We start from the raw sequence: 17,747 nt of genomic DNA, 5'->3' as shown, positions 1-17,747 counted from the left end.
TGACCTGACCTGACCTGACCTGACGGTGGGCGCAGCCACGAAGGCTCCAGCCCGTGAGCCCGCTCTCAGTCCAGTTCCAGCACGCCCACCGTCTCCCCCTCGCTCTTCTCACCCGTGTCCTTGAAGCCCAGGTTCTGGTAGAAGCGCTCGGGGCCGTGCGGGCCGGGGTGCCAGGTGACGTACAACTGGCGGCCGCCGCGGCGGCGGATCTCGGCGGCGACGGACTCGACGGCGAAGCGGCCGTGGCCGCGGCCCTGTTCGGCGGCGGCGATGTTCAGCCGCCACAGGCCGGAGCGGATCAGGCTGCCGCCGTCCTGCTTCCAGTCGATGTCGAAGAAGGCCATCAGGAAGCCGACGGGCCGGCCGGCGTCGACGATCAGGCGCGGCCAGGCGACGTCCTGGTACACGTAGGCCTCGGCGAGGGACTTCGCGACGGGGGACACCGCGAATTCCTGCTCGGGGCGGACCTGAATGGCGAGCGCGGCTTCCACATTCGCGCGGGTGATTTCCTCGAGCGCGAGGGAAGGCGCGGCGGGGGTGGCGGAGGTCGTCATCCGGGCACGCTAAGACGGCGATCCGCGGCGGGCCACTGAATTACCGTTCAGTCCGGGTCAGCCCAACTGCCGGTAACGGCCCTTGAAATAGAGCAGCGGTCCGCCTTCCGCGCTCGGTACCCGCGCGCTCAGCACGCGTCCGATCACCAGGGTGTGGTCGCCCGCCGTCACCCGCTGCTCGGTGCGGCATTCCAGGGTGGACAGCGCGCCGCCCACCAGGGGCGCGCCGGTGGCCTCGCCGGTCACGTACGGGATGTCCTCGAAGAGGAGGCGGTCGCTGAGGCGTCCCTTCATGGCGAAGCGGCCGGCGATGTGCCGCTGGCTCTCCGCGAGTACGGACACCGCCCACAGGGGCTGCTCGTCGAGCACGTCGTCCATGCGGGAGCCCGTGCGCAGGCTGACCAGGACCAGTGGGGGGTCCAGGGAGACGGACAGGAAGGCGGTGGCCGTCATGCCGGCGTACTCGCCCTGCGGCGCCAGCGGGTCGTCCGGGTCCAGAGGCGGCTCCTGCGCGGTCACCAGGACGACCCCGCCGGCGAGCCGGGACAGGGCGGTGCGGAACTCGTCGTCGCTCACCCCCACAGCATGCCCGGCGGCCGGCGGGGTGGCCGGGACGGGGTGAGCCGGCGGGGGGCGGGGCGGGAGCAGTTCGGGGGGCATGGGAGAAGGCACGTTCCGCACGCTAGTGACCGCCGGGGCCGGCCCGCATCGGACTTCCGTCCGAGAGGGGGCGTAGGTCCGGGGACCGATTCCCGTAGGCTCTGCGGCACACTGCGTCATGCGCGCAGGAATGACACAGGAAAAACGCAGAATCATCACTCAAATGTTCACGTTCTTATGTGACTTGAGTCACAAGAGGCGTGAATTGTTGACCCTGTGTACCGAGTGGGGAGCGCGCTGTGATTCAGTGGCGGAGGCGTTACTGAAGACAGTCACGACGTCGACGCAGCGCGACACACACCGGACACGTGTCACGCGCGGATCGAAACAGAAACGACAGCGTCGACAGCAACGACGTCACGCCGAAGACAACCCTTGATTCGCTGCGAAGTCTCGGGGGGAGGGCGAAGCATGGAGACCGAGTCGGAGCCGTATGTCCGCCTTGCGTCCCTGCGACAGCTGCACCAGGTCATGGCCGACATGAACACGGCACGGAGCATGGCCGACACACTGCAGACCGTCGCCGACGGCGTGGTCACCGCACTGGGCTACGAGCTGGCGTGCGTGAACCTCGTGCGCCCCGACGGCGACCTGGTCGTCGCCGCCTTCTCCGGCAACCCCGCCGCCGAGGCCCTCATCACCGGCCGCGTCGGCTCGCGCGAGTCCTGGGAACGCCGCCTGACCATGGGCGAGACCTGGGGAGACCTGGTCTTCATACCCCACACCGAGGGCTGGATACTCGACGACGACGACGTCCCGCAGTGGTACACCGACGGCCCCGAGCCGCGCTTCGAGGACGAGTGGCACCCCTCCGACCGGCTCTTCGCACCGATGTACACGCCCGCCGCACCCGGCGGCGGCTCCTGCGGCGAACTGATCGGCGTGCTCTCCGTGGACCGGCCGCGCAACGGCCGCCGGCCCGGCGCCTGGGGCCGCGAAGCCCTTCAGATGTACGCGTTCCAGGCGGCGATAGCCCTCAGCAACGCACGTCTACGCGCGAATATGCAGCGGGCGCTGGTCAGGCTCGGACGCGAGCAGCAAGCCCTGCGCGCCAGTGAGGAATCCTTCCGCCAGGCCTTCGAGTACGCCCCCTCCGGCATGGCCATCGCCGAGATGGGCGGCGACCAGCACGGGCGGATCCTGCGCACCAACGACGCCCTGTGCCGGCTGCTGGGCCGCCCCGCCTCCGCGATGCGCCGCTACTCCTTCTCCGACCTCGTCCACCCCGAGGACATAGGCACCCTGCTGCGCACCTCCGCCGAGGGCGGCCGCGCCGAGCTGCGCCTCGGCCGCCGTGACGGCACGTACGTGTGGGTGTCGCTGCGCAACTCCGTGGTCGCCGACGCCGCCGACGGGCCCCGCTTCCTCCTCACCCACGTCGAGGACATAGAGGAGCGCAAGCGCCGCGAGCTCCAGCTCGCCCACCGCGCCTCCCACGACTCCCTCACCGGCCTGCCGAACTCCGCCGAGCTGCGCTCCCGCCTCTCCGCCCGGCTCTGCCGGCGCCCCCAGTCCGCCCACCCCGCCGCCCTCGACGCCATGGAAGCCCTGTCCACGACCGACGCCGTGGACACCGTGGAGAGCGCCTACGGCCACCCCGCCTTCGACGCCCCCGACCACGGGTTCGACTACCGGCCGGCCGGCGCCGAGGCGTACGACGCCTACGACCACCACGTGCACACCGTCGCCCCCGAGGAGAGCGCCCGCGACGACGGCTCCAAGGGCCTCGCGGTGCTCTTCTGCGACCTCGACGGCTTCAAGTCGATCAACGACCGGTTCGGGCACAACGCCGGCGACGCGGTCCTCATCGAGGTCGCCCGGCGGCTCTCGAGCGGGGTCCGCGACGGCGACACCGTCGCCCGGCTCGGCGGCGACGAATTCGTGATACTGGCCGACGGTCTCGGCCGCGCCGACGCCCAGGACCTCGCCGTACGCCTGCGCAACGAGATCATCCAGCCGATCCGCGCCGAGGGCCGCGCCGTCCGCGTGGGCGCGAGCTTCGGCATCGGCTGGGCGCACTGCGGGATGACCGCCGACGAGGTCCTGAAGTCGGCCGACGAGCGCATGTACGTCGAGAAACGATCTCGTCCCAAACAGCACAGACGGGCGGGCTGACACCCAGGTCAGCTGACCGGTCGCGGAGTTGATGCGACCCGAGTCACCCGTTTGGGGGTTGGGATGGGGGTAGGCTCGGCTTTCTCCGCACGAATCGGTCCGCGCACCGAACGGAATGAAGAACTCCGCCCGCGGACCGCATCCGCCCCGCACCTGTTGAGGAGAACGAAGGGATGACGCCCGGCAACAACGGCGCGAGCACGCCCGAGGACGACGACCCGTTCGGCTACCTCTACGCCGACGGTCAGGCCAACGGAGCTCAGCCGCCCTCCGGGGGCTACGGCTACCCGAACTCGGTCAGCCGTGTGCGTGCCGTCGGCGAGCGTAAGTACGCCCAGCCGCAGCAGCAGTCGACCGCGCAGTACGGGCAGTCGACGGTGCCGCAGCAGGGCGCTTACGGCCAGCCGAACTCTCACTACGCAGCCCCGGAGACCCTCCCCGGCGGCGGTTCCGTGCCCACCGGCAACCGGCAGCCGGCGCCGTCCGGCGGCGGCCGGGGTCGCGGCCCCAACACCAAGGGGCTGCTGATCGGCGCGGTCGCGGTCGTCGCCGCGGTCGTGGTCGGCATCGCGGTGGCCATGTCGAACGGCGACCCCGACGACAACAAGAAGGACGACACCGCGGCCTCCCCCGGCCCCGCGGCGTCCGCGAGCGCCTCACCCAGCCCGTCCGGCAGCGGAGAGCCCTCCCAGGAGGCCGAACTGCCGACGGTCGACGCCAAGGCGCTGCGCCTCGGCGGTGCCGCCGCACTGGCCTCCGACGTCAAGGGCGCGCAGTCCGACGGCGGCACTTACGTGGGCAACCTCAACCAGGTCGGCAACTCCGTCACCTGGACCGTCGACGCCATCCCGTCGGAGGGCGACTACACGCTCTTCACCCGGTTCAACGTGACCGGCGCGGACCAGGAGATGACGCTCACCGTCAACGGCAAGCCCTTCGGCAACAAGGTCAACCTCGGCAACTTCACGCACGCCAAGGAGGGCGACCTCGAGAAGGGCTGGACGACCACCTACACGTGGCCGACGCTCAACAAGGGCACCAACACCTTCACCATCTCCTGTGAGAACGGCGACAAGTGCAACGTGCTGCTCGACCAGTTGTGGCTGAAGAAGGGCCAGGTCACGAAGTAGCGGTCAGGCCGCGTTGACCTCGCCGGTCACCGCGACCCGGCCGAGCAGGTCCTCGTAGGCGGCCGGGTCGAACTCGCAGGCCGCCGGAGCGAGGACCTTCGCCGTGGACAGGGCGACCGCGCGGGCCAGGGTCTCCGGCCAGTGGAGGCGTTCGGCCAGGCCGGACAGCAGTCCGGCGGTGACGAAACCGCCGACGTCGGTGAGGCCGCCGCGCGGTCGGGTGGGGGGTGCGGCCCGCCAGTGGCCCTCCGGGGTCGCCGCGACCAGGCCCTCGGGGCCCAGAGAGGCCACCACGGAGCGGGCGCCGCGCCGGCGGGCGTCCTGGGTGGCCCGCAACGGCTCGTGCGAGCCGGTGAGTTCGGCCAGTTCGTCGCCGTTCGGCGCGATCAGATCGGGGCGGGCGGCGACCGCGCGGCGCAGCGGCTCCCCTCCGGTGTCCAGCAGCACGGGAACCCCCGCGGCGCGCGCGAGACGCACCAGGCCCGCGTACGCGCCCACGGGCACCCCCGGCGGCAGGCTTCCGCACAGGGCCACCGCGTCCGCGCCGGCCAGCAGCCCCTCGTACGCCTGGAGGAAGGCGGTCCACTCGGCGGGCGTGACGAGGGGGCCGGGCTCGTCGAGGCGGGTGGTGTCGCCGGTGCGGGCGTCGACGACGGCGATCGTGCGGCGGGTGGAGCCGGATATCGGTACGAGCGCGTCGGCGACGCCGGTCAGGCGCTCCCGCACGACCCGGCCGGTGGCGCCGCCCGCGAAACCGGTGACGGTCGCCTCGTGGCCGAGCGCGGCCAGGACGCGTGCCACGTTCAGTCCCCGGCCGCCGGGCCGTTCCGTCACCTGGGTCACCCGGTGCGCGCTGTGCGGGCGCAGCGCCGGGACGCGATAGGTGACGTCGAGAGCGGTGTTCAGCGTGACGGTGAGGATCACCTGGTCCGACCTCCCCCGAGGGCCGGCTGTTCGCCGTCCGTTCGCGTGCTGTGACTTGTGCGGATTCCGCTTCCGTGGAAGCCGGTTCTCCGTTTTCCGGAGGCACGATCATGCCAAAGAGACGGCGGCCGGCCCAGTCCCCGGGTCGGCCGCCGTCCGCGGACGGGCGGACGTTTCAGCCCAGTTGGGGATCCACCACCCAATCCCCCTTGCGCATCACGCCCTTGAGGTCGAAGTTCTCGTCGAGGATGACCAGGTCGGCGTCCTTGCCGGGTTCCAGGGAGCCCACCGTGTCGGCCATGCCGAGCAGCCGGGCCGGGGTGGCCGACAGGGCCGTGACGGCGTCCTCGACCGGGATGCGGTCGACCGTCACCGCCCGTTTGAAGGCGCGGTCCTGGGTGAGGGTGGAGCCGGCGATCGAGCCGCCCTCGACCAGCCGGGCCACGCCGTCGACGACGTCGACCGCGAGCGGTCCGAGGTCGTAGCGGCCGTCGCCGAAGCCGGCGGCGTCCATGGCGTCGGTGATGAACGCCACCCGGTGCGGGCCCGCGTGACGGAACGCCAGCTCCAGTGCGGCCGGGTGCAGGTGGACGCCGTCGTTGATGAGCTCGACGGTGACCCGTTCGTCCGCGAGGAGGGCGGCGATCGGGCCGGGGGAGCGGTGGCCGAGGGCGGGCATCGCGTTGAAGAGGTGGGTGGCGACCGTGGCGCCCGCCTCGATGGCCTCGACGGTCTGCTCGTAGGTGGCGTCGGTGTGGCCGACGGCGGCGATCACTGCGTGGTCCCTCAGCAGCCGTACGGAGTCGATGCCGCCGGGCAGCTCGGTGGCCAGGGTGACCATTTTCGCCTGGCCGCGGGCCGCGTCGACCAGCTTGCGCACCTCGGCCGGATGGGGGTCGCGCAGCAGCCGTTCGGAGTGCGCGCCCTTGCGGCACGGTGAGATGAACGGGCCCTCGAAGTGGATTCCCGCCAGGTCACCCTGTTCGGCCAGCTCGGACAGCAGGCCGGCCTGACGGACCAGGGCGTCCATGTCGTCGGTGACGGTGGAGGCGACGAGGGTGGTGGTGCCGTGCAGACGGTGGGTGTGGACGGCTTTCAGCACGTCGTCGGCCGGGCCGGAGAAGGAGGCTCCGCCGCCGCCGTGGTTGTGGAGGTCGACGAAGCCGGGGATCAGCCAGTGGCCCTTTACGTCGATGAACTGGGCGTCTGCAGGAATCGCGGCGGAGATGCGGGTGCCGGCGACGGTGACGCTTCCGTCCGGGACCGTGCCGGTGGGCAGCACGACCCGGGCGCCGGTGAGCACCTTCGTGCTTCGGCCGCCCGCGGGCTGCGGCTGCGTGGCTTGTCGTGCCCCGCGGCGGAGCCGCATGTCGGCGCTGTCCCGCGCCCCCAGGGGGGTGACCATCAGGGCGTTACCTCCGTGGCGTCGGTTGTTTTGAGGAGATCCCAGGCCAGGAGTCCCGCTCCCAGGCAGCCGGCCGTGTCGCCCAGGGACGCGGGGACGATCCGCGGCGGTTTCTGGAAGGTGAGCCGCCGCCGGACGGCGTCCCTCAGTGGTGTGAACAAGGTTTCCCCCGACTCCGCTAGGCCGCCACCGATGACGAGCGTGTGGGGGTCCAGCAGGGTGAGCGCGGTGACCAGGCCGTCGGCCAGGGCGTCCACGGCGTCCCGCCAGACCCGGACGGCGTTCGGGTCGCCGGCCGTGACGGCCTTCGCGCAGTGGGCCGCGTCCGCCCCCGGGTTCCCGCAGGCAGCGGCCCATGCCTCGCCGACGGCCGCGGCGGAGGCGTACCGCTCCAGGCAGCCGCGCTGTCCGCAGGGGCACGGGGTTCCACCGGGTCGTACGACGACGTGCCCGATCTCGCCCGCGAAGCCGTGCGCGCCGGCCTCGACCCGGCCGTCGAGGCCGATGGCGCCGGCGATGCCGGTGCCCAGCGCCACGAAAAGGAACCGGTCCGCGTCCCGGCCCGCGCCGAGGCGTCCCTCGGCGAGCCCGCCGGTGCGTACGTCGTGGCCGAGGGCGACCGGGACGCCCAGGTCGGCGGCGATCAGTTCGCGCAGCGGGACGTCGCGCCAGCCGAGGTTGGCGGCGTAGACGGCGGTGCCACGGGCCTCGTCGACGATGCCGGGGACCACGACGCCGGCCGCGGCCGCGGGTTCGCCGAAGTGCTCGGCCCCGTGGGCGCGCAGTGCGGCGGCGAAGTCGCGGACGCCGGCGACGACGGCGTCGGGCCCGCGTTCGCGGCCGGTGGCCCGGCGGGCGCGGTGCAGCAGCGTGCCGTCCGCGCCGACCAGGGCGGCCTTCATCCCGGTGCCGCCCACGTCGAGGGCGATGACATGTCTCACGGGGAACAGTGTGGACCGACGGGCCTCAAGAGGTCTAGTCCACTGTGGAGTAGACCTATGGAGTAGACCTCGGTCCGGATAGCGGTTTAATTGGTCGGAACATTCATTCGACGATGTCGACCGACCGGTGCTCACCGGCCGGTCGCCGGCCGGAGCCCCTGAGCGGCGACGGCCCTCAGGGGAGCGGAGACGGGCAGTGCGGCTGCGGGCAGGTAAATCGGGGACGATCGCGGTGACGACCGCCCTCGGGATGACGGCGGTCCTCGCCGGCTGCGGTGTCGGCGGCTCCGAAGACGTCACGCTGAGACTGGTGGCCGCCGATTACGGCGACAACGGCGCCAACACCTCGAAGAAGTACTGGGACAAGCTCGTCCAGGCCTACGAGGCCGAGCACCCCGACGTCACCGTCGACGTCAGCGTGTACTCCTGGAACGACGTCGACGCCAAGGTCAAGGCGATGGTCAAGGCCGGTGACGCGCCCGACATGGCGCAGATCGGCTCCTACTCCGACTACGCCGCCGCCGACCTGCTCTACAAGGCCGACGACGTGCTCTCCATCCCCGTCCAGGCCGACTTCGTCTCCCGGCTCGCCGACGCCGGCCAGGTGCGCGGCGTGCAGTACGGCATGCCGTTCGCCTCCTCCACGCGGCTGCTCTTCTACAACAAGACCCTCTTCGCCAAGGCCGGCATCACCCCGCCGACCACCTGGGCCGAGCTCGCCGACGACGCCGAGGCGCTCAAGGACGAGGGCGTGAAGTACCCCTACGCGCTGCCGCTGGGCCCCGAGGAGGCGCAGGCCGAGACCCTGCAGTGGCTGCTCAGCGGCGGGGGCGGCTACACCCCGAGCGCCACCGGCTACAACTTCGACTCCGCCGAGAACGTCGAGACCGTCACCTGGCTGAAGAACGAGCTGGTCGGCAAGGGCCTGACCGGGCCGGTCGCGCCGGGCAAGCTGAACCGGGCCGCCGCGTTCTCGGCGTTCACCGCCGGCCAGGTGGGGATGCTCAACGGACATCCCTCGCTGATGAAGGCGGCGAAGAAGAAGGGCGTGCAGTTCGGCATGGTGGCCATGCCGGGCGCCGACGGCCCGAGCAAGACCTCCCTCGGCGTCGCCGACTGGATGACCGCCTTCAAGCAGAACGAGCACGCCGAGGAGATCGGCGACTTCCTCGACTTCGTCTACGACGAGGACAACGTGCTCGCCTTCTCCCGCGAGTACGACCTGCTGCCGGTCACCAACTCCGCCTCCGAGACCATGAGCAACGCCCCCGAGGACGCGGACCTGCGGCCCTTCCTGGACATGCTGCCGGTCGCCGAGGCCTACCCCGCCGGGCTGACCTCGTGGGCGACGGTCAGCGCCGACATCAAGCAGCGGATCGGCTCCGCCGTCACCGCGAACGGCAACCCCTCCGTTGTACTGAGCGAGCTCCAGTCGGCGGCGACGATCGCGGAGAGCTCCGCCGGCTGAGCCGGTTCGGCTACCGTGCAGGGCATGGAACGGCCTGAGGGGCAGGAGCTGGGGGCGAGGGAGCGGGACATCCTCGCCCTGGAACGGCGCGGGTTCTCCGGGCCCGGCGCGAAGGAGCGGGTGATCCGTGAGGAGCTTCAGCTGTCCCCGGTGCGCTACTACCAGCTCCTCAACGCCCTCCTGGACGACCCGCGCGCCCTGTCCCACGACCCGGTGACGGTCAACCGCCTCCGCCGCGTCCGGGAGGCCCGCCGGGCGGAGCGCTGAGAATCCCTCCGGGGGGTGCGCCGATTCGGTGAGCCGCTGTGTGTCCTCCGCCCTTGGGGGCTACGCCCCCAGACCTCCTGCCGGCCCTGAACGGGCCTCGTCCTCGAACGCCGGACGGGCTGTCACCGGTGCCCCCGGCCCCCTGAGCGGCCCTGGACGGGCCGCGTCCTCGAACTCCCCAGAGGGGGGACCCCCAGACGGGCTGGGATGGTGTCGGCTGCCGTGGATAACCTCACCGTATGGGCACCCAACTCCCCACCCCCACGACCCCCCAAGGCCGGGAGGCGCTCGAGGCGATCCTCGCGCGTCCCGGCGCCACCCTCGTCGCGCTCGACTTCGACGGCACCCTCGCCCCGATCGTCGAGAACCCCGACGACGCCCGGGCGCACCCCGACGCCGTCCCCGCGCTCGCGGCGCTCGCCCCGAAGGTCGCCTCCATCGCGGTCGTCACCGGCCGGCCGCCCGCCGTGGCCGTGCGCAACGGCGGCTTCGCCGGGGTGCCGGGCCTGGACCGGCTGGTGGTGCTCGGGCACTACGGCGCCGAACGCTGGGACGCCCGCACCGACACCGTCAGCGCGCCCGACCCCCACCCCGGCGTCGCCGCCGCCCGCGCCGAACTGCCGGACGTGCTGGAGGCGGCCGGGGCGTGGCCGGGGACGTGGGTGGAGGAGAAGGGCCGGGCCGTCGCCGTGCACACCCGGCGTGCCGAGGACCCGCAGGCCGCCTTCGAGGCGCTGCGCAAGCCCCTCGCCGACCTCGCCGCCCGGCACGGGCTGATCGTCGAGCCGGGCCGCATGGTCCTGGAGCTGCGGCCGCCCGGCGTGGACAAGGGCGTCGCCCTGACCGAGTACGTGCGGGAGATCGGCGCCGAGTGCGTCCTCTACGCCGGCGACGACCTCGGCGACCTCCCCGCCTTCGCCGCCGTCGACCGACTCCGCTCCGAGGGGGTGCCCGGCCTGCTCGTGGCCAGCGGCAGCGCCGAGGTCACCGAGCTCTCCGAGCGCGCGGACCTCGTCGTCGACGGCCCGGCAGGCGTCGTACGACTGCTGCGCGCGCTCGCGGATCAGCTGGGCTGAACACCCGGCCGGACGTTGCGCAGCGCCTGCAACTGCTCCAGGAACCACTGGGCCGGGGGCAGCGCGGTCGCGGCCGCCGTCAGCCTCTTGGTGTGCTCCGCCCGCTCCTGCGGCGGCGTGGTGAGCGCCTCGTGCAGGGCGCGGGCGGTCTCCAGCACGTCGTAGGGGTTCACGACGATCGCGTCGTCGCCGAGTTCCGCGTACGCGCCGGCCTCCCGGGACAGGACCAGCACGCAGCCCTCGTCGGAGACGACCGGCACCTCCTTCGCGACGAGGTTCATGCCGTCCCGGATGGGGTTGACCAAGGCCACGTCGGCGAGGCGGTAGGCGGCGAGGGAGCGGGCGAAGTCGTCCTTGACGTGCAGGACGACCGGGGTCCAGCCGGGGGTGCCGTACGACTCGTTGATCTCCCGCGCGACCCGCTGCACCTCGGCGGTGTAGTCGCGGTAGACCGCGAGGTCCTGGCGGGAGGGGTAGGCGAAGGCGACGTGGACGACGCGTTCGCGCCACTCCGGTCGGTCGTCGAGGAGCTGCCGGTAGGCCAGCAGGCCGCGCACGATGTTCTTCGACAGCTCGGTGCGGTCGACGCGGACGATGGTCCGGCGGGCGCCGCCGTCGGGGGCGGCGCCGATCTCCTCGCGCAGCGCCGCCATGCGCTCGTCGACGTCCGGCTCGTGGGAGCGGGCGCGCAGGAAGTCGGCGTCCGCGCCGAGCCCGTGCACGCCGATCTCGGTCCCGTCGAGGCCGCCGGCGAACTCGTCGCAGCACGCGGTGAAGGCGTCCGCCCAGCGGCGGGTGAGGAAGCCGAGCCGGTCCGCGCCGAGCATGCCCCGCAGCAGCTGCCGGCGGACGTCGGCGGGCAGCAGGCCGAAGTAGTCCACGGGCGCCCACGGCGTGTGCGAGAAGTGGCCGATGCGCAGGTCGGGGCGGAGCTCGCGGAGCATTCCGGGGACGAGGCACAGGTGGTAGTCCTGCACGAGGACGGCCGCGCCCGGCGCCGCCTCCTCGGCGAGCGCCTCGGCGAAGGCGTGGTTGTACGTCTCGTACGACGCCCACTGGCGTCGGAAGCCGGCGTCGAACACCGGCTCCAGCGGGGTCTGGTAGAGCAGGTGGTGGACGAACCAGAGCACGGAGTTGGCGATGCCGTTGTAGGCGTCGGCGTGCACGTCGGCGGGGATGTCCAGCATCCGCACGCCGTCCTCGCCGACCCCGCGCCGGACCGCCTCGCGGTCGTCGTCGGAGAGGGCCGAGCACACCCACAGGGCGCCCGCCTCCGGGCCGATGGCGGAAAGGCCCGACACCAGGCCGCCGCCGCCCCGTTTGGTCTGCAGCGAGCCGTCCTCGTGGACCGTGTAGGAGACCGGGCCGCGGTTGGACGCGACCAACACCTGAGCACCCTGGGCAGCGACGTCGTGCGGGGAAGCCGTGGAAGCCATACGCCTCAACCTAGCCCGCACGGGAAACGCTCAAACGTACGGAAGCCCTCCGAGGGGGTGTCGCTCACGCCACCCTGCGGGAGGCGTACTCCGCGATCTCCGCCATCGGCGGCCGCTCCTCGGTGTCCACCGGGTGGGTGCGCGGTTCGAAGCCGTCCGCGCCGCGCTCGAACTGGGTGAGGGCGGGGCGCACCAGGTGGCCGCGGGCCAGCCGCAGCTGCGCGGTGCGGTAGATCGCAGCCGCCATCCGGCCGAGCGCCTGCCCGTCCTGGTGGCGGTGTCTGCGCACGCCCACGTCGACCTGGGCGAGCGCGTCCAGACCGACCAGGTGCAGCGCGTCGACGAGCATCCCCAGCTCGACCCCGTAGCCGACGGGGAAGGGCAGCCGCTCCAGCAGACTGCGGCGGGCCGCGTACTCGCCGCCGAGGGGCTGCACGAAGCCCGCGAGCTGCGGCCAGTGCATGTTCAGCAGCGGGCGCGCCATCAGTTCCGTGACCCGGCCGCCCTGGCCGGCCGCCCCGGTGGGGGCGGGCGTGTCGGCTCCGGCGCCCAGGGGGCGGTCGTACATGGCCTTGACCAGGTCCACGCCGGGATCGGTGAGCAGCGGGCCGACGATTCCGGACACGAAGTCGGAGGAGAACTCCCGCAGATCGGCGTCCACGAAGCAGACGACGTCGCCCGTGGTGACCAGCAGCGACCGCCACAGCACCTCGCCCTTGCCGGGCAGCGCCGGGATGCGGGGGAGTATCGCGTCCCGGTGGACGACGCGCGCCCCCGCCGCCGCGGCGACCTGGGAGGTGCGGTCGGTGGAGCCGGAGTCGACGACGACGATCTCGTCGACGAGCGGGGCCTGCCGCATGAGGTCGTGACGGATGACCGTGACGATCTCGCCGACCGTCTCCTCCTCGTTCAGCGCGGGCAGCACCACGGACACCGACTGGCCCGTGGCGCGCTTGGCGGCCAGGATTCTGTGCAGCGGGCGATCGGTCACCGACCAGGAGCGGGTGGCGAGCCAGCGCCCGACTTCTTCCAGCACGGTCTGCGGCTCCTCACTGTCGCGATCACACCAGGTGCACGGGGGGTGACCGTGTGATCCGTCTCGCGCTTCGGACGACTATCTCAACTGTCCGGGGTGTCGGTTACAGTCTTGAACAACGCGGATGACCATCGCATGTCCGGGGTCAATCCGGCGTTCAGGGATCAACAACTGCATACCGCTCATCCAGAGGGGCAGAGGGACACGGCCCGATGAAGCCCCGGCAACCCTCCAGCCGGCTCTTGTCACATCGACGTGGCGGGGCTCCCGGCTCGGGAAGGTGCCAAATCCGTCTCACGGCGAGATGCGTCGTGAGGAAGATGAGGAGAAAGGGCCTCGCCTCACATGGCTGCGCAGACTGTTGCGACCGGAACCACCGCTTCCACCGGCACCGCCGCCCCCGCCGTCGATCTCGGCCCCGCCGCGGCGCTGAGCTGCCGGGAGTGCGGTCACCGCGTCCCCCTCGGCCCGGTCTTCGCCTGCGAGGAGTGTTTCGGCCCGCTGGAGATCGCCTACGACTTCTCCTCCTACGACACGGAGGAGCTCCGCAAGCGCATCGAGGCCGGCCCCGCCGACATCTGGCGCTACGCCCCGCTGCTGCCCGTCCCGGCCGACGTCGCGGACAAGCCGAACATCAACCCCGGCTGGACCAAGCTCGTCCAGGCCGACAACCTGGCCCGCGAGCTGGGCGTCGAGCCCGGCAAGCTGTTCGTGAAGGACGACTCCGGCAACCCGACCCACTCCTTCAAGGACCGGGTCGTCGCCCAGGCCCTGGAGGCCGCCCGCGCGTTCGGCTTCACCACCCTTTCCTGCTCCTCCACCGGCAACCTCGCCGGCGCGGTGGGCGCCGCCGCGGCCCGGGCCGGCTTCCGCTCCTGCGTGTTCATCCCGCACGACCTGGAGCAGGGCAAGGTCGTCATGGCCGCGGTCTACGGCGGTGAACTCGTCGGCATCGAGGGCAACTACGACGACGTCAACCGCTTCTGCTCCGAGCTCATCGGCGACCCGGCGGGCGAGGGCTGGGGCTTCGTCAACGTCAACCTGCGGCCGTACTACGCCGAGGGCTCCAAGACGCTGGCGTACGAGATCTGCGAGCAGCTCGGCTGGCGGCTCCCCGACCAGCTGGTGGTGCCCATCGCCTCCGGCTCCCAGCTCACGAAGATCGACAAGGGGCTGCAGGAGCTGATCAAGCTCGGGCTCGTCGAGGACAAGCCGTACAAGATCTTCGGCGCGCAGGCGGAGGGGTGCTCACCGGTGTCCGTCGCCTACAAGGCGGGGCACGACGTCGTGCGGCCGCAGAAGCCGGACACCATCGCCAAGTCGCTGGCGATCGGCAACCCTGCCGACGGCCCGTACGTGCTCGACATCGCGCGGCGCACCGGCGGCGCGGTGGAGGACGTGAACGACGAGCAGATCGTCGACGCGATCAAGGTGCTGGCGCGGACCGAGGGGATCTTCGCGGAGACCGCCGGCGGAGTGACCGTGGGCGTGACGCGCAAGCTGATCGAGAACGGGGTGCTGGACCCGACGCTGACGACCGTCGTCCTCAACACCGGGGACGGTCTGAAGACCCTGGACGCGGTGGCCGGCACGGGGCTCACCGCGACGATCCGGCCGAACCTGGAGTCGTTCCGCGAGGCTGGTCTCGTCTAGTCCCGTCCGCCGGGGCACCGGCCCCCGCGCCTGTCAGCAGTCTGCTTCACCGGAGGTCTGAGCATGAGCGTCACCGTCCGCATCCCGACCATTCTCCGCACCTACACGGGCGGGGCGGCCGAGGTCACCGCCGAGGGCGGGACCCTCGGGGAGGTCATCGCCGACCTGGAGAAGAACCACACGGGCATCGCCGCCCGCGTTCTCGACGACCAGGGCAAGCTGCGCCGGTTCGTCAACGTGTACGTGAACGACGACGACGTCCGCTTCGAGCAGGGCCTTGAGACGGCGACGCCCGAGGGTGCGGGAGTTTCCATCATTCCGGCCGTCGCGGGTGGCTGAGCGACGGTCCCTACCCGCCGGTAGTAACCGTCGGTAACAGTGATTACCGAGAGTTCATCGAATTGCCCTCTCCGCAAGAGAAGCGGAGGGGGCAATTCAGTGTGGTTGAGCGCGGTACAGTTGGGGAACCGGCCTCCGATTCAATGATCCGGAGCCTTTGATTTCTGCCTTACGTCCGACAAGAAGTAGCCAAAGTGTGTGCGCCTTCTGCGGCTTTTGTAACGTTTGGGCGGTCCGACTTGCCCTGAATTCGGACGAATTCTCACCACTTTCCGGACGGTGTGCGTCCAGAATTCTCGTCCGATTGACCTGTTGCAGACGGCAGTTGGACAGATACATTCAGCCGCGGTCGACGCGTTCCGGCGCACGCCCCCAACCAACTGGGGGGTGAGGTCTGACCCGGATCCGCGAAGTGTGGATCTGTGCAAGGGCCAGTAATAGGGGAGTTAGGCATGGCTCAGGGCACCGTCAAGTGGTTCAACGCGGAGAAGGGGTACGGCTTCATCGCGGTCGACGGTGGTGCGGACGTCTTCGTCCACTACAGCGCCATTCAGATGGACGGCTACCGCACCCTGGAAGAGGGCCAGCGGGTCGAGTTCGAGATCTCGCAGGGCCAGAAGGGCCCGCAGGCCGACATGGTTCGCGTCACCGCCTGAACGTTTCAAACGAAGGGCTCGCACCCCGCCGACGGGGGTGCGGGCCCTTCGTGCTGCCCGGCCGTGGATCCGGCCGCGCCGTGGCCCCGTCCCGGCGGTTCCGGGGGCGCCGGCGGTGTTCGCGCATGGCCGACAGTCCCGGCGTATCCGACGAAGGCGCTTGCACTCGCCATGGCCGAGTGCTAATCATTGGCGTTAGCACTCTGAAGGTGAGAGTGACAACGAAGGACCGGGTCGGTGAGGCCCGCAGGCCGGGTGGGAAGGAACCACGAGGCCGGCGAGCCGTCCGTCGCGGGCGCGGGCGCGGTCCGAAGGAATCACCCCCAGTCCTGGAGGGACCACTTCACATGGCCAAGATCATCGCGTTCGACGAGGAGGCGCGGCGCGGCCTCGAGCGCGGCATGAACCAGCTCGCGGACGCCGTCAAGGTGACGCTCGGCCCCAAGGGCCGCAACGTCGTCCTCGAGAAGAAGTGGGGCGCCCCCACGATCACCAACGATGGTGTGTCCATCGCCAAGGAGATCGAGCTCGAGGACCCGTACGAGAAGATCGGCGCCGAGCTGGTCAAGGAAGTCGCCAAGAAGACGGACGACGTCGCCGGTGACGGTACGACCACCGCGACCGTCCTCGCCCAGGCCCTGGTCAAGGAGGGTCTGCGCAACGTAGCCGCCGGCGCCAACCCGATGGCCCTCAAGCGCGGTATCGAGAAGGCCGTCGAGGCCGTCTCCGGTGCCCTGCTGGAGCAGGCGAAGGATGTCGAGACCAAGGAGCAGATCGCTTCGACGGCCTCCATCTCCGCCGCCGACACCCAGATCGGCGAGCTCATCGCCGAGGCCATGGACAAGGTCGGCAAGGAAGGCGTCATCACCGTCGAGGAGTCGCAGACCTTCGGGCTCGAGCTCGAGCTCACCGAGGGCATGCGCTTCGACAAGGGCTACATCTCGGCGTACTTCGCCACCGACATGGAGCGTATGGAGGCCGTCCTCGACGACCCGTACATCCTGATCGCCAACTCCAAGATCTCCAGCGTCAAGGACCTGCTCCCGCTCCTGGAGAAGGTCATGCAGTCGGGCAAGCCGCTGCTGATCATCGCCGAGGACGTCGAGGGCGAGGCCCTGTCGACCCTGGTCGTCAACAAGATCCGTGGCACGTTCAAGTCCGTCGCCGTCAAGGCCCCGGGCTTCGGCGACCGCCGCAAGGCCATGCTCGGCGACATCGCCATCCTCACGGGCGGCGAGGTCATCTCCGAGGAGGTCGGCCTCAAGCTGGAGAACGCGACCCTGGACCTTCTGGGCCGCGCCCGCAAGGTCGTCGTCACCAAGGACGAGACCACGATCGTCGACGGCGCCGGCTCCTCGGACCAGGTCGCGGGCCGTGTGAACCAGATCCGCGCCGAGATCGAGAACAGCGACTCCGACTACGACCGCGAGAAGCTCCAGGAGCGCCTGGCGAAGCTCGCGGGCGGCGTGGCCGTCATCAAGGCGGGCGCGGCCACCGAGGTGGAGCTCAAGGAGCGCAAGCACCGCATCGAGGACGCCGTCCGCAACGCGAAGGCGGCCGTCGAGGAGGGTATCGTCGCCGGTGGTGGCGTGGCCCTGCTGCAGGCCTCCCAGGTCTTCGAGAAGCTGGAGCTCGACGGTGACGAGGCGACCGGCGCCAACGCCGTGAAGCTCGCGCTGGAGGCCCCGCTCAAGCAGATCGCCGTCAACGGTGGTCTCGAGGGCGGCGTCGTCGTGGAGAAGGTCCGCAACCTCCAGGTCGGCCACGGCCTGAACGCCGCGACCGGCGAGTACGTCGACATGATCGCCGAGGGCATCATCGACCCGGCGAAGGTGACGCGCTCCGCGCTGCAGAACGCCGCGTCGATCGCCGCGCTGTTCCTCACCACCGAGGCCGTCATCGCCGACAAGCCGGAGAAGGCCGCGGCCCCGGCCGGCGGCGGCATGCCGGGCGGTGACATGGACTTCTGATCGACCTGACGGTTGATCGCCTGTCCTTCGGACCGAGGGCGGCACCCCCTGCTGACGCGGGGGGTGCCGCCCTCGGGCGTTTCGGCTGCCGCGGCCGACCTCCGGGGGCGGGCGGCC

16 protein-coding genes and 1 riboswitch are annotated in these 17,747 nt (G+C 71.2%); of the genes, 9 read left to right on the top strand and 7 right to left on the bottom strand.

The window, feature by feature from the left end; genetic code table 11:
- Positions 1-65: 65 nt before the first annotated feature.
- Together ACIOC0_RS14940 and ACIOC0_RS14935 are read right to left on the bottom strand one after the other, a co-directional pair.
- The gene (locus tag ACIOC0_RS14940) at positions 66-554 is read right to left on the bottom strand and encodes a GNAT family N-acetyltransferase (RefSeq protein WP_402155411.1); all 489 of its coding nucleotides are present in this window, start codon (positions 552-554) and stop codon (positions 66-68) included.
- A 57-nt stretch (positions 555-611) separates the two neighbouring features.
- Positions 612-1,130 carry a flavin reductase family protein gene (locus ACIOC0_RS14935; protein ID WP_165430443.1) on the bottom strand — a complete coding sequence of 173 codons (519 nt, stop codon included), beginning with the start codon at positions 1,128-1,130 and terminating at the stop codon, positions 612-614.
- A gap of 495 nt (positions 1,131-1,625) precedes the next feature.
- Here ACIOC0_RS14935 and cdgB point away from each other — a divergent pair, with 495 nt between their 5' ends.
- The gene (gene cdgB, locus ACIOC0_RS14930) at positions 1,626-3,329 is read left to right on the top strand and encodes a diguanylate cyclase CdgB (RefSeq protein ID WP_402155410.1); all 1,704 of its coding nucleotides are present in this window, start codon (positions 1,626-1,628) and stop codon (positions 3,327-3,329) included.
- 173 nt (positions 3,330-3,502) lie between these two features.
- The gene (locus ACIOC0_RS14925) at positions 3,503-4,459 is read left to right on the top strand and encodes a carbohydrate-binding protein (RefSeq protein WP_130441947.1); all 957 of its coding nucleotides are present in this window, start codon (positions 3,503-3,505) and stop codon (positions 4,457-4,459) included.
- 3 nt (positions 4,460-4,462) lie between these two features.
- Here ACIOC0_RS14925 and ACIOC0_RS14920 read toward each other — a convergent pair whose 3' ends face one another.
- From ACIOC0_RS14920 to ACIOC0_RS14910, 3 genes are all read right to left on the bottom strand, one after another.
- Positions 4,463-5,383 (bottom strand): 1-phosphofructokinase family hexose kinase, encoded by a 921-nt coding sequence (locus ACIOC0_RS14920; protein WP_402155409.1) that lies wholly within the window; start codon positions 5,381-5,383, stop codon positions 4,463-4,465.
- Positions 5,384-5,558: 175 nt separating this feature from the next.
- A complete protein-coding gene (gene nagA, locus ACIOC0_RS14915) occupies positions 5,559-6,686 on the bottom strand; it encodes an N-acetylglucosamine-6-phosphate deacetylase (protein ID WP_402155520.1) in 1,128 nt (375 codons plus the stop codon).
- A 101-nt stretch (positions 6,687-6,787) separates the two neighbouring features.
- Positions 6,788-7,729 (bottom strand): ROK family protein, encoded by a 942-nt coding sequence (locus ACIOC0_RS14910; protein WP_402155408.1) that lies wholly within the window; start codon positions 7,727-7,729, stop codon positions 6,788-6,790.
- Between the two features lie 250 nt (positions 7,730-7,979).
- On the opposite strand from ACIOC0_RS14910, the gene ACIOC0_RS14905 reads away from it, so the two are divergent.
- The 3 genes from ACIOC0_RS14905 to otsB all read left to right on the top strand — a co-directional run bounded on the left by ACIOC0_RS14905 (position 7,980) and on the right by otsB (position 10,540).
- A complete protein-coding gene (locus tag ACIOC0_RS14905; protein ID WP_402155519.1) occupies positions 7,980-9,197 on the top strand; it encodes an extracellular solute-binding protein in 1,218 nt (405 codons plus the stop codon).
- 24 nt (positions 9,198-9,221) lie between these two features.
- Positions 9,222-9,464 (top strand): DUF3263 domain-containing protein, encoded by a 243-nt coding sequence (locus tag ACIOC0_RS14900; protein ID WP_402155407.1) that lies wholly within the window; start codon positions 9,222-9,224, stop codon positions 9,462-9,464.
- A 239-nt stretch (positions 9,465-9,703) separates the two neighbouring features.
- A complete protein-coding gene (gene otsB / locus ACIOC0_RS14895; protein ID WP_402155406.1) occupies positions 9,704-10,540 on the top strand; it encodes a trehalose-phosphatase in 837 nt (278 codons plus the stop codon).
- On the opposite strand, the gene ACIOC0_RS14890 is transcribed toward otsB, so the two are convergent.
- Complete coding sequence (locus ACIOC0_RS14890) at positions 10,528-11,976, bottom strand: trehalose-6-phosphate synthase (protein ID WP_402155405.1); 1,449 nt, start codon at positions 11,974-11,976, stop codon at positions 10,528-10,530. The two genes, otsB and ACIOC0_RS14890, sit on opposite strands and share 13 nt — an antisense overlap.
- Positions 11,977-12,040: 64 nt before the next feature.
- Complete coding sequence (locus tag ACIOC0_RS14885) at positions 12,041-13,012, bottom strand: glucosyl-3-phosphoglycerate synthase (protein WP_402155404.1); 972 nt, start codon at positions 13,010-13,012, stop codon at positions 12,041-12,043.
- Positions 13,013-13,191: 179 nt separating this feature from the next.
- Positions 13,192-13,339: riboswitch (SAM riboswitch) on the top strand.
- A gap of 18 nt (positions 13,340-13,357) precedes the next feature.
- On the opposite strand from ACIOC0_RS14885, the gene thrC reads away from it, so the two are divergent.
- From thrC to groL, 4 genes are all read left to right on the top strand, one after another.
- Positions 13,358-14,665: a threonine synthase gene (thrC, locus tag ACIOC0_RS14880; RefSeq protein WP_402155403.1), complete on the top strand. Its 1,308-nt coding sequence runs from the start codon at positions 13,358-13,360 to the stop codon at positions 14,663-14,665.
- 63 nt (positions 14,666-14,728) lie between these two features.
- Positions 14,729-15,004, top strand: a complete 276-nt coding sequence (locus tag ACIOC0_RS14875) for a MoaD/ThiS family protein (RefSeq protein ID WP_130441963.1) — start codon at positions 14,729-14,731, stop codon at positions 15,002-15,004.
- Between the two features lie 452 nt (positions 15,005-15,456).
- Entirely contained in the window at positions 15,457-15,660 is a 204-nt protein-coding gene (locus ACIOC0_RS14870) for a cold-shock protein (protein ID WP_004986573.1), read from the top strand.
- A 347-nt stretch (positions 15,661-16,007) separates the two neighbouring features.
- Positions 16,008-17,630 (top strand): chaperonin GroEL, encoded by a 1,623-nt coding sequence (gene groL, locus ACIOC0_RS14865; RefSeq protein WP_402155402.1) that lies wholly within the window; start codon positions 16,008-16,010, stop codon positions 17,628-17,630.
- Positions 17,631-17,747 lie beyond the last annotated feature (117 nt).

Origin of the sequence: Streptomyces sp. NPDC088254 (assembly GCF_044740925.1) — a bacterium.
GTDB lineage: Bacteria > Actinomycetota > Actinomycetes > Streptomycetales > Streptomycetaceae > Streptomyces.
This window is presented reverse-complemented; position numbering and strand designations above follow the sequence as displayed.

Coding starts and splice junctions, on each gene's coding strand:
- otsB (WP_402155406.1), top strand. CDS start 9,704: ATGGGCACCCAACTCCCCACCCCCACGACCCCCCAAGGCCGGGAGGCG.
- cdgB (WP_402155410.1), top strand. CDS start 1,626: ATGGAGACCGAGTCGGAGCCGTATGTCCGCCTTGCGTCCCTGCGACAG.
- ACIOC0_RS14870 (WP_004986573.1), top strand. CDS start 15,457: ATGGCTCAGGGCACCGTCAAGTGGTTCAACGCGGAGAAGGGGTACGGC.
- ACIOC0_RS14900 (WP_402155407.1), top strand. CDS start 9,222: ATGGAACGGCCTGAGGGGCAGGAGCTGGGGGCGAGGGAGCGGGACATC.
- ACIOC0_RS14940 (WP_402155411.1), bottom strand. CDS start 554: ATGACGACCTCCGCCACCCCCGCCGCGCCTTCCCTCGCGCTCGAGGAA.
- ACIOC0_RS14925 (WP_130441947.1), top strand. CDS start 3,503: ATGACGCCCGGCAACAACGGCGCGAGCACGCCCGAGGACGACGACCCG.
- ACIOC0_RS14875 (WP_130441963.1), top strand. CDS start 14,729: ATGAGCGTCACCGTCCGCATCCCGACCATTCTCCGCACCTACACGGGC.
- thrC (WP_402155403.1), top strand. CDS start 13,358: ATGGCTGCGCAGACTGTTGCGACCGGAACCACCGCTTCCACCGGCACC.
- ACIOC0_RS14890 (WP_402155405.1), bottom strand. CDS start 11,976: ATGGCTTCCACGGCTTCCCCGCACGACGTCGCTGCCCAGGGTGCTCAG.
- ACIOC0_RS14905 (WP_402155519.1), top strand. CDS start 7,980: ATGACGGCGGTCCTCGCCGGCTGCGGTGTCGGCGGCTCCGAAGACGTC.
- groL (WP_402155402.1), top strand. CDS start 16,008: ATGGCCAAGATCATCGCGTTCGACGAGGAGGCGCGGCGCGGCCTCGAG.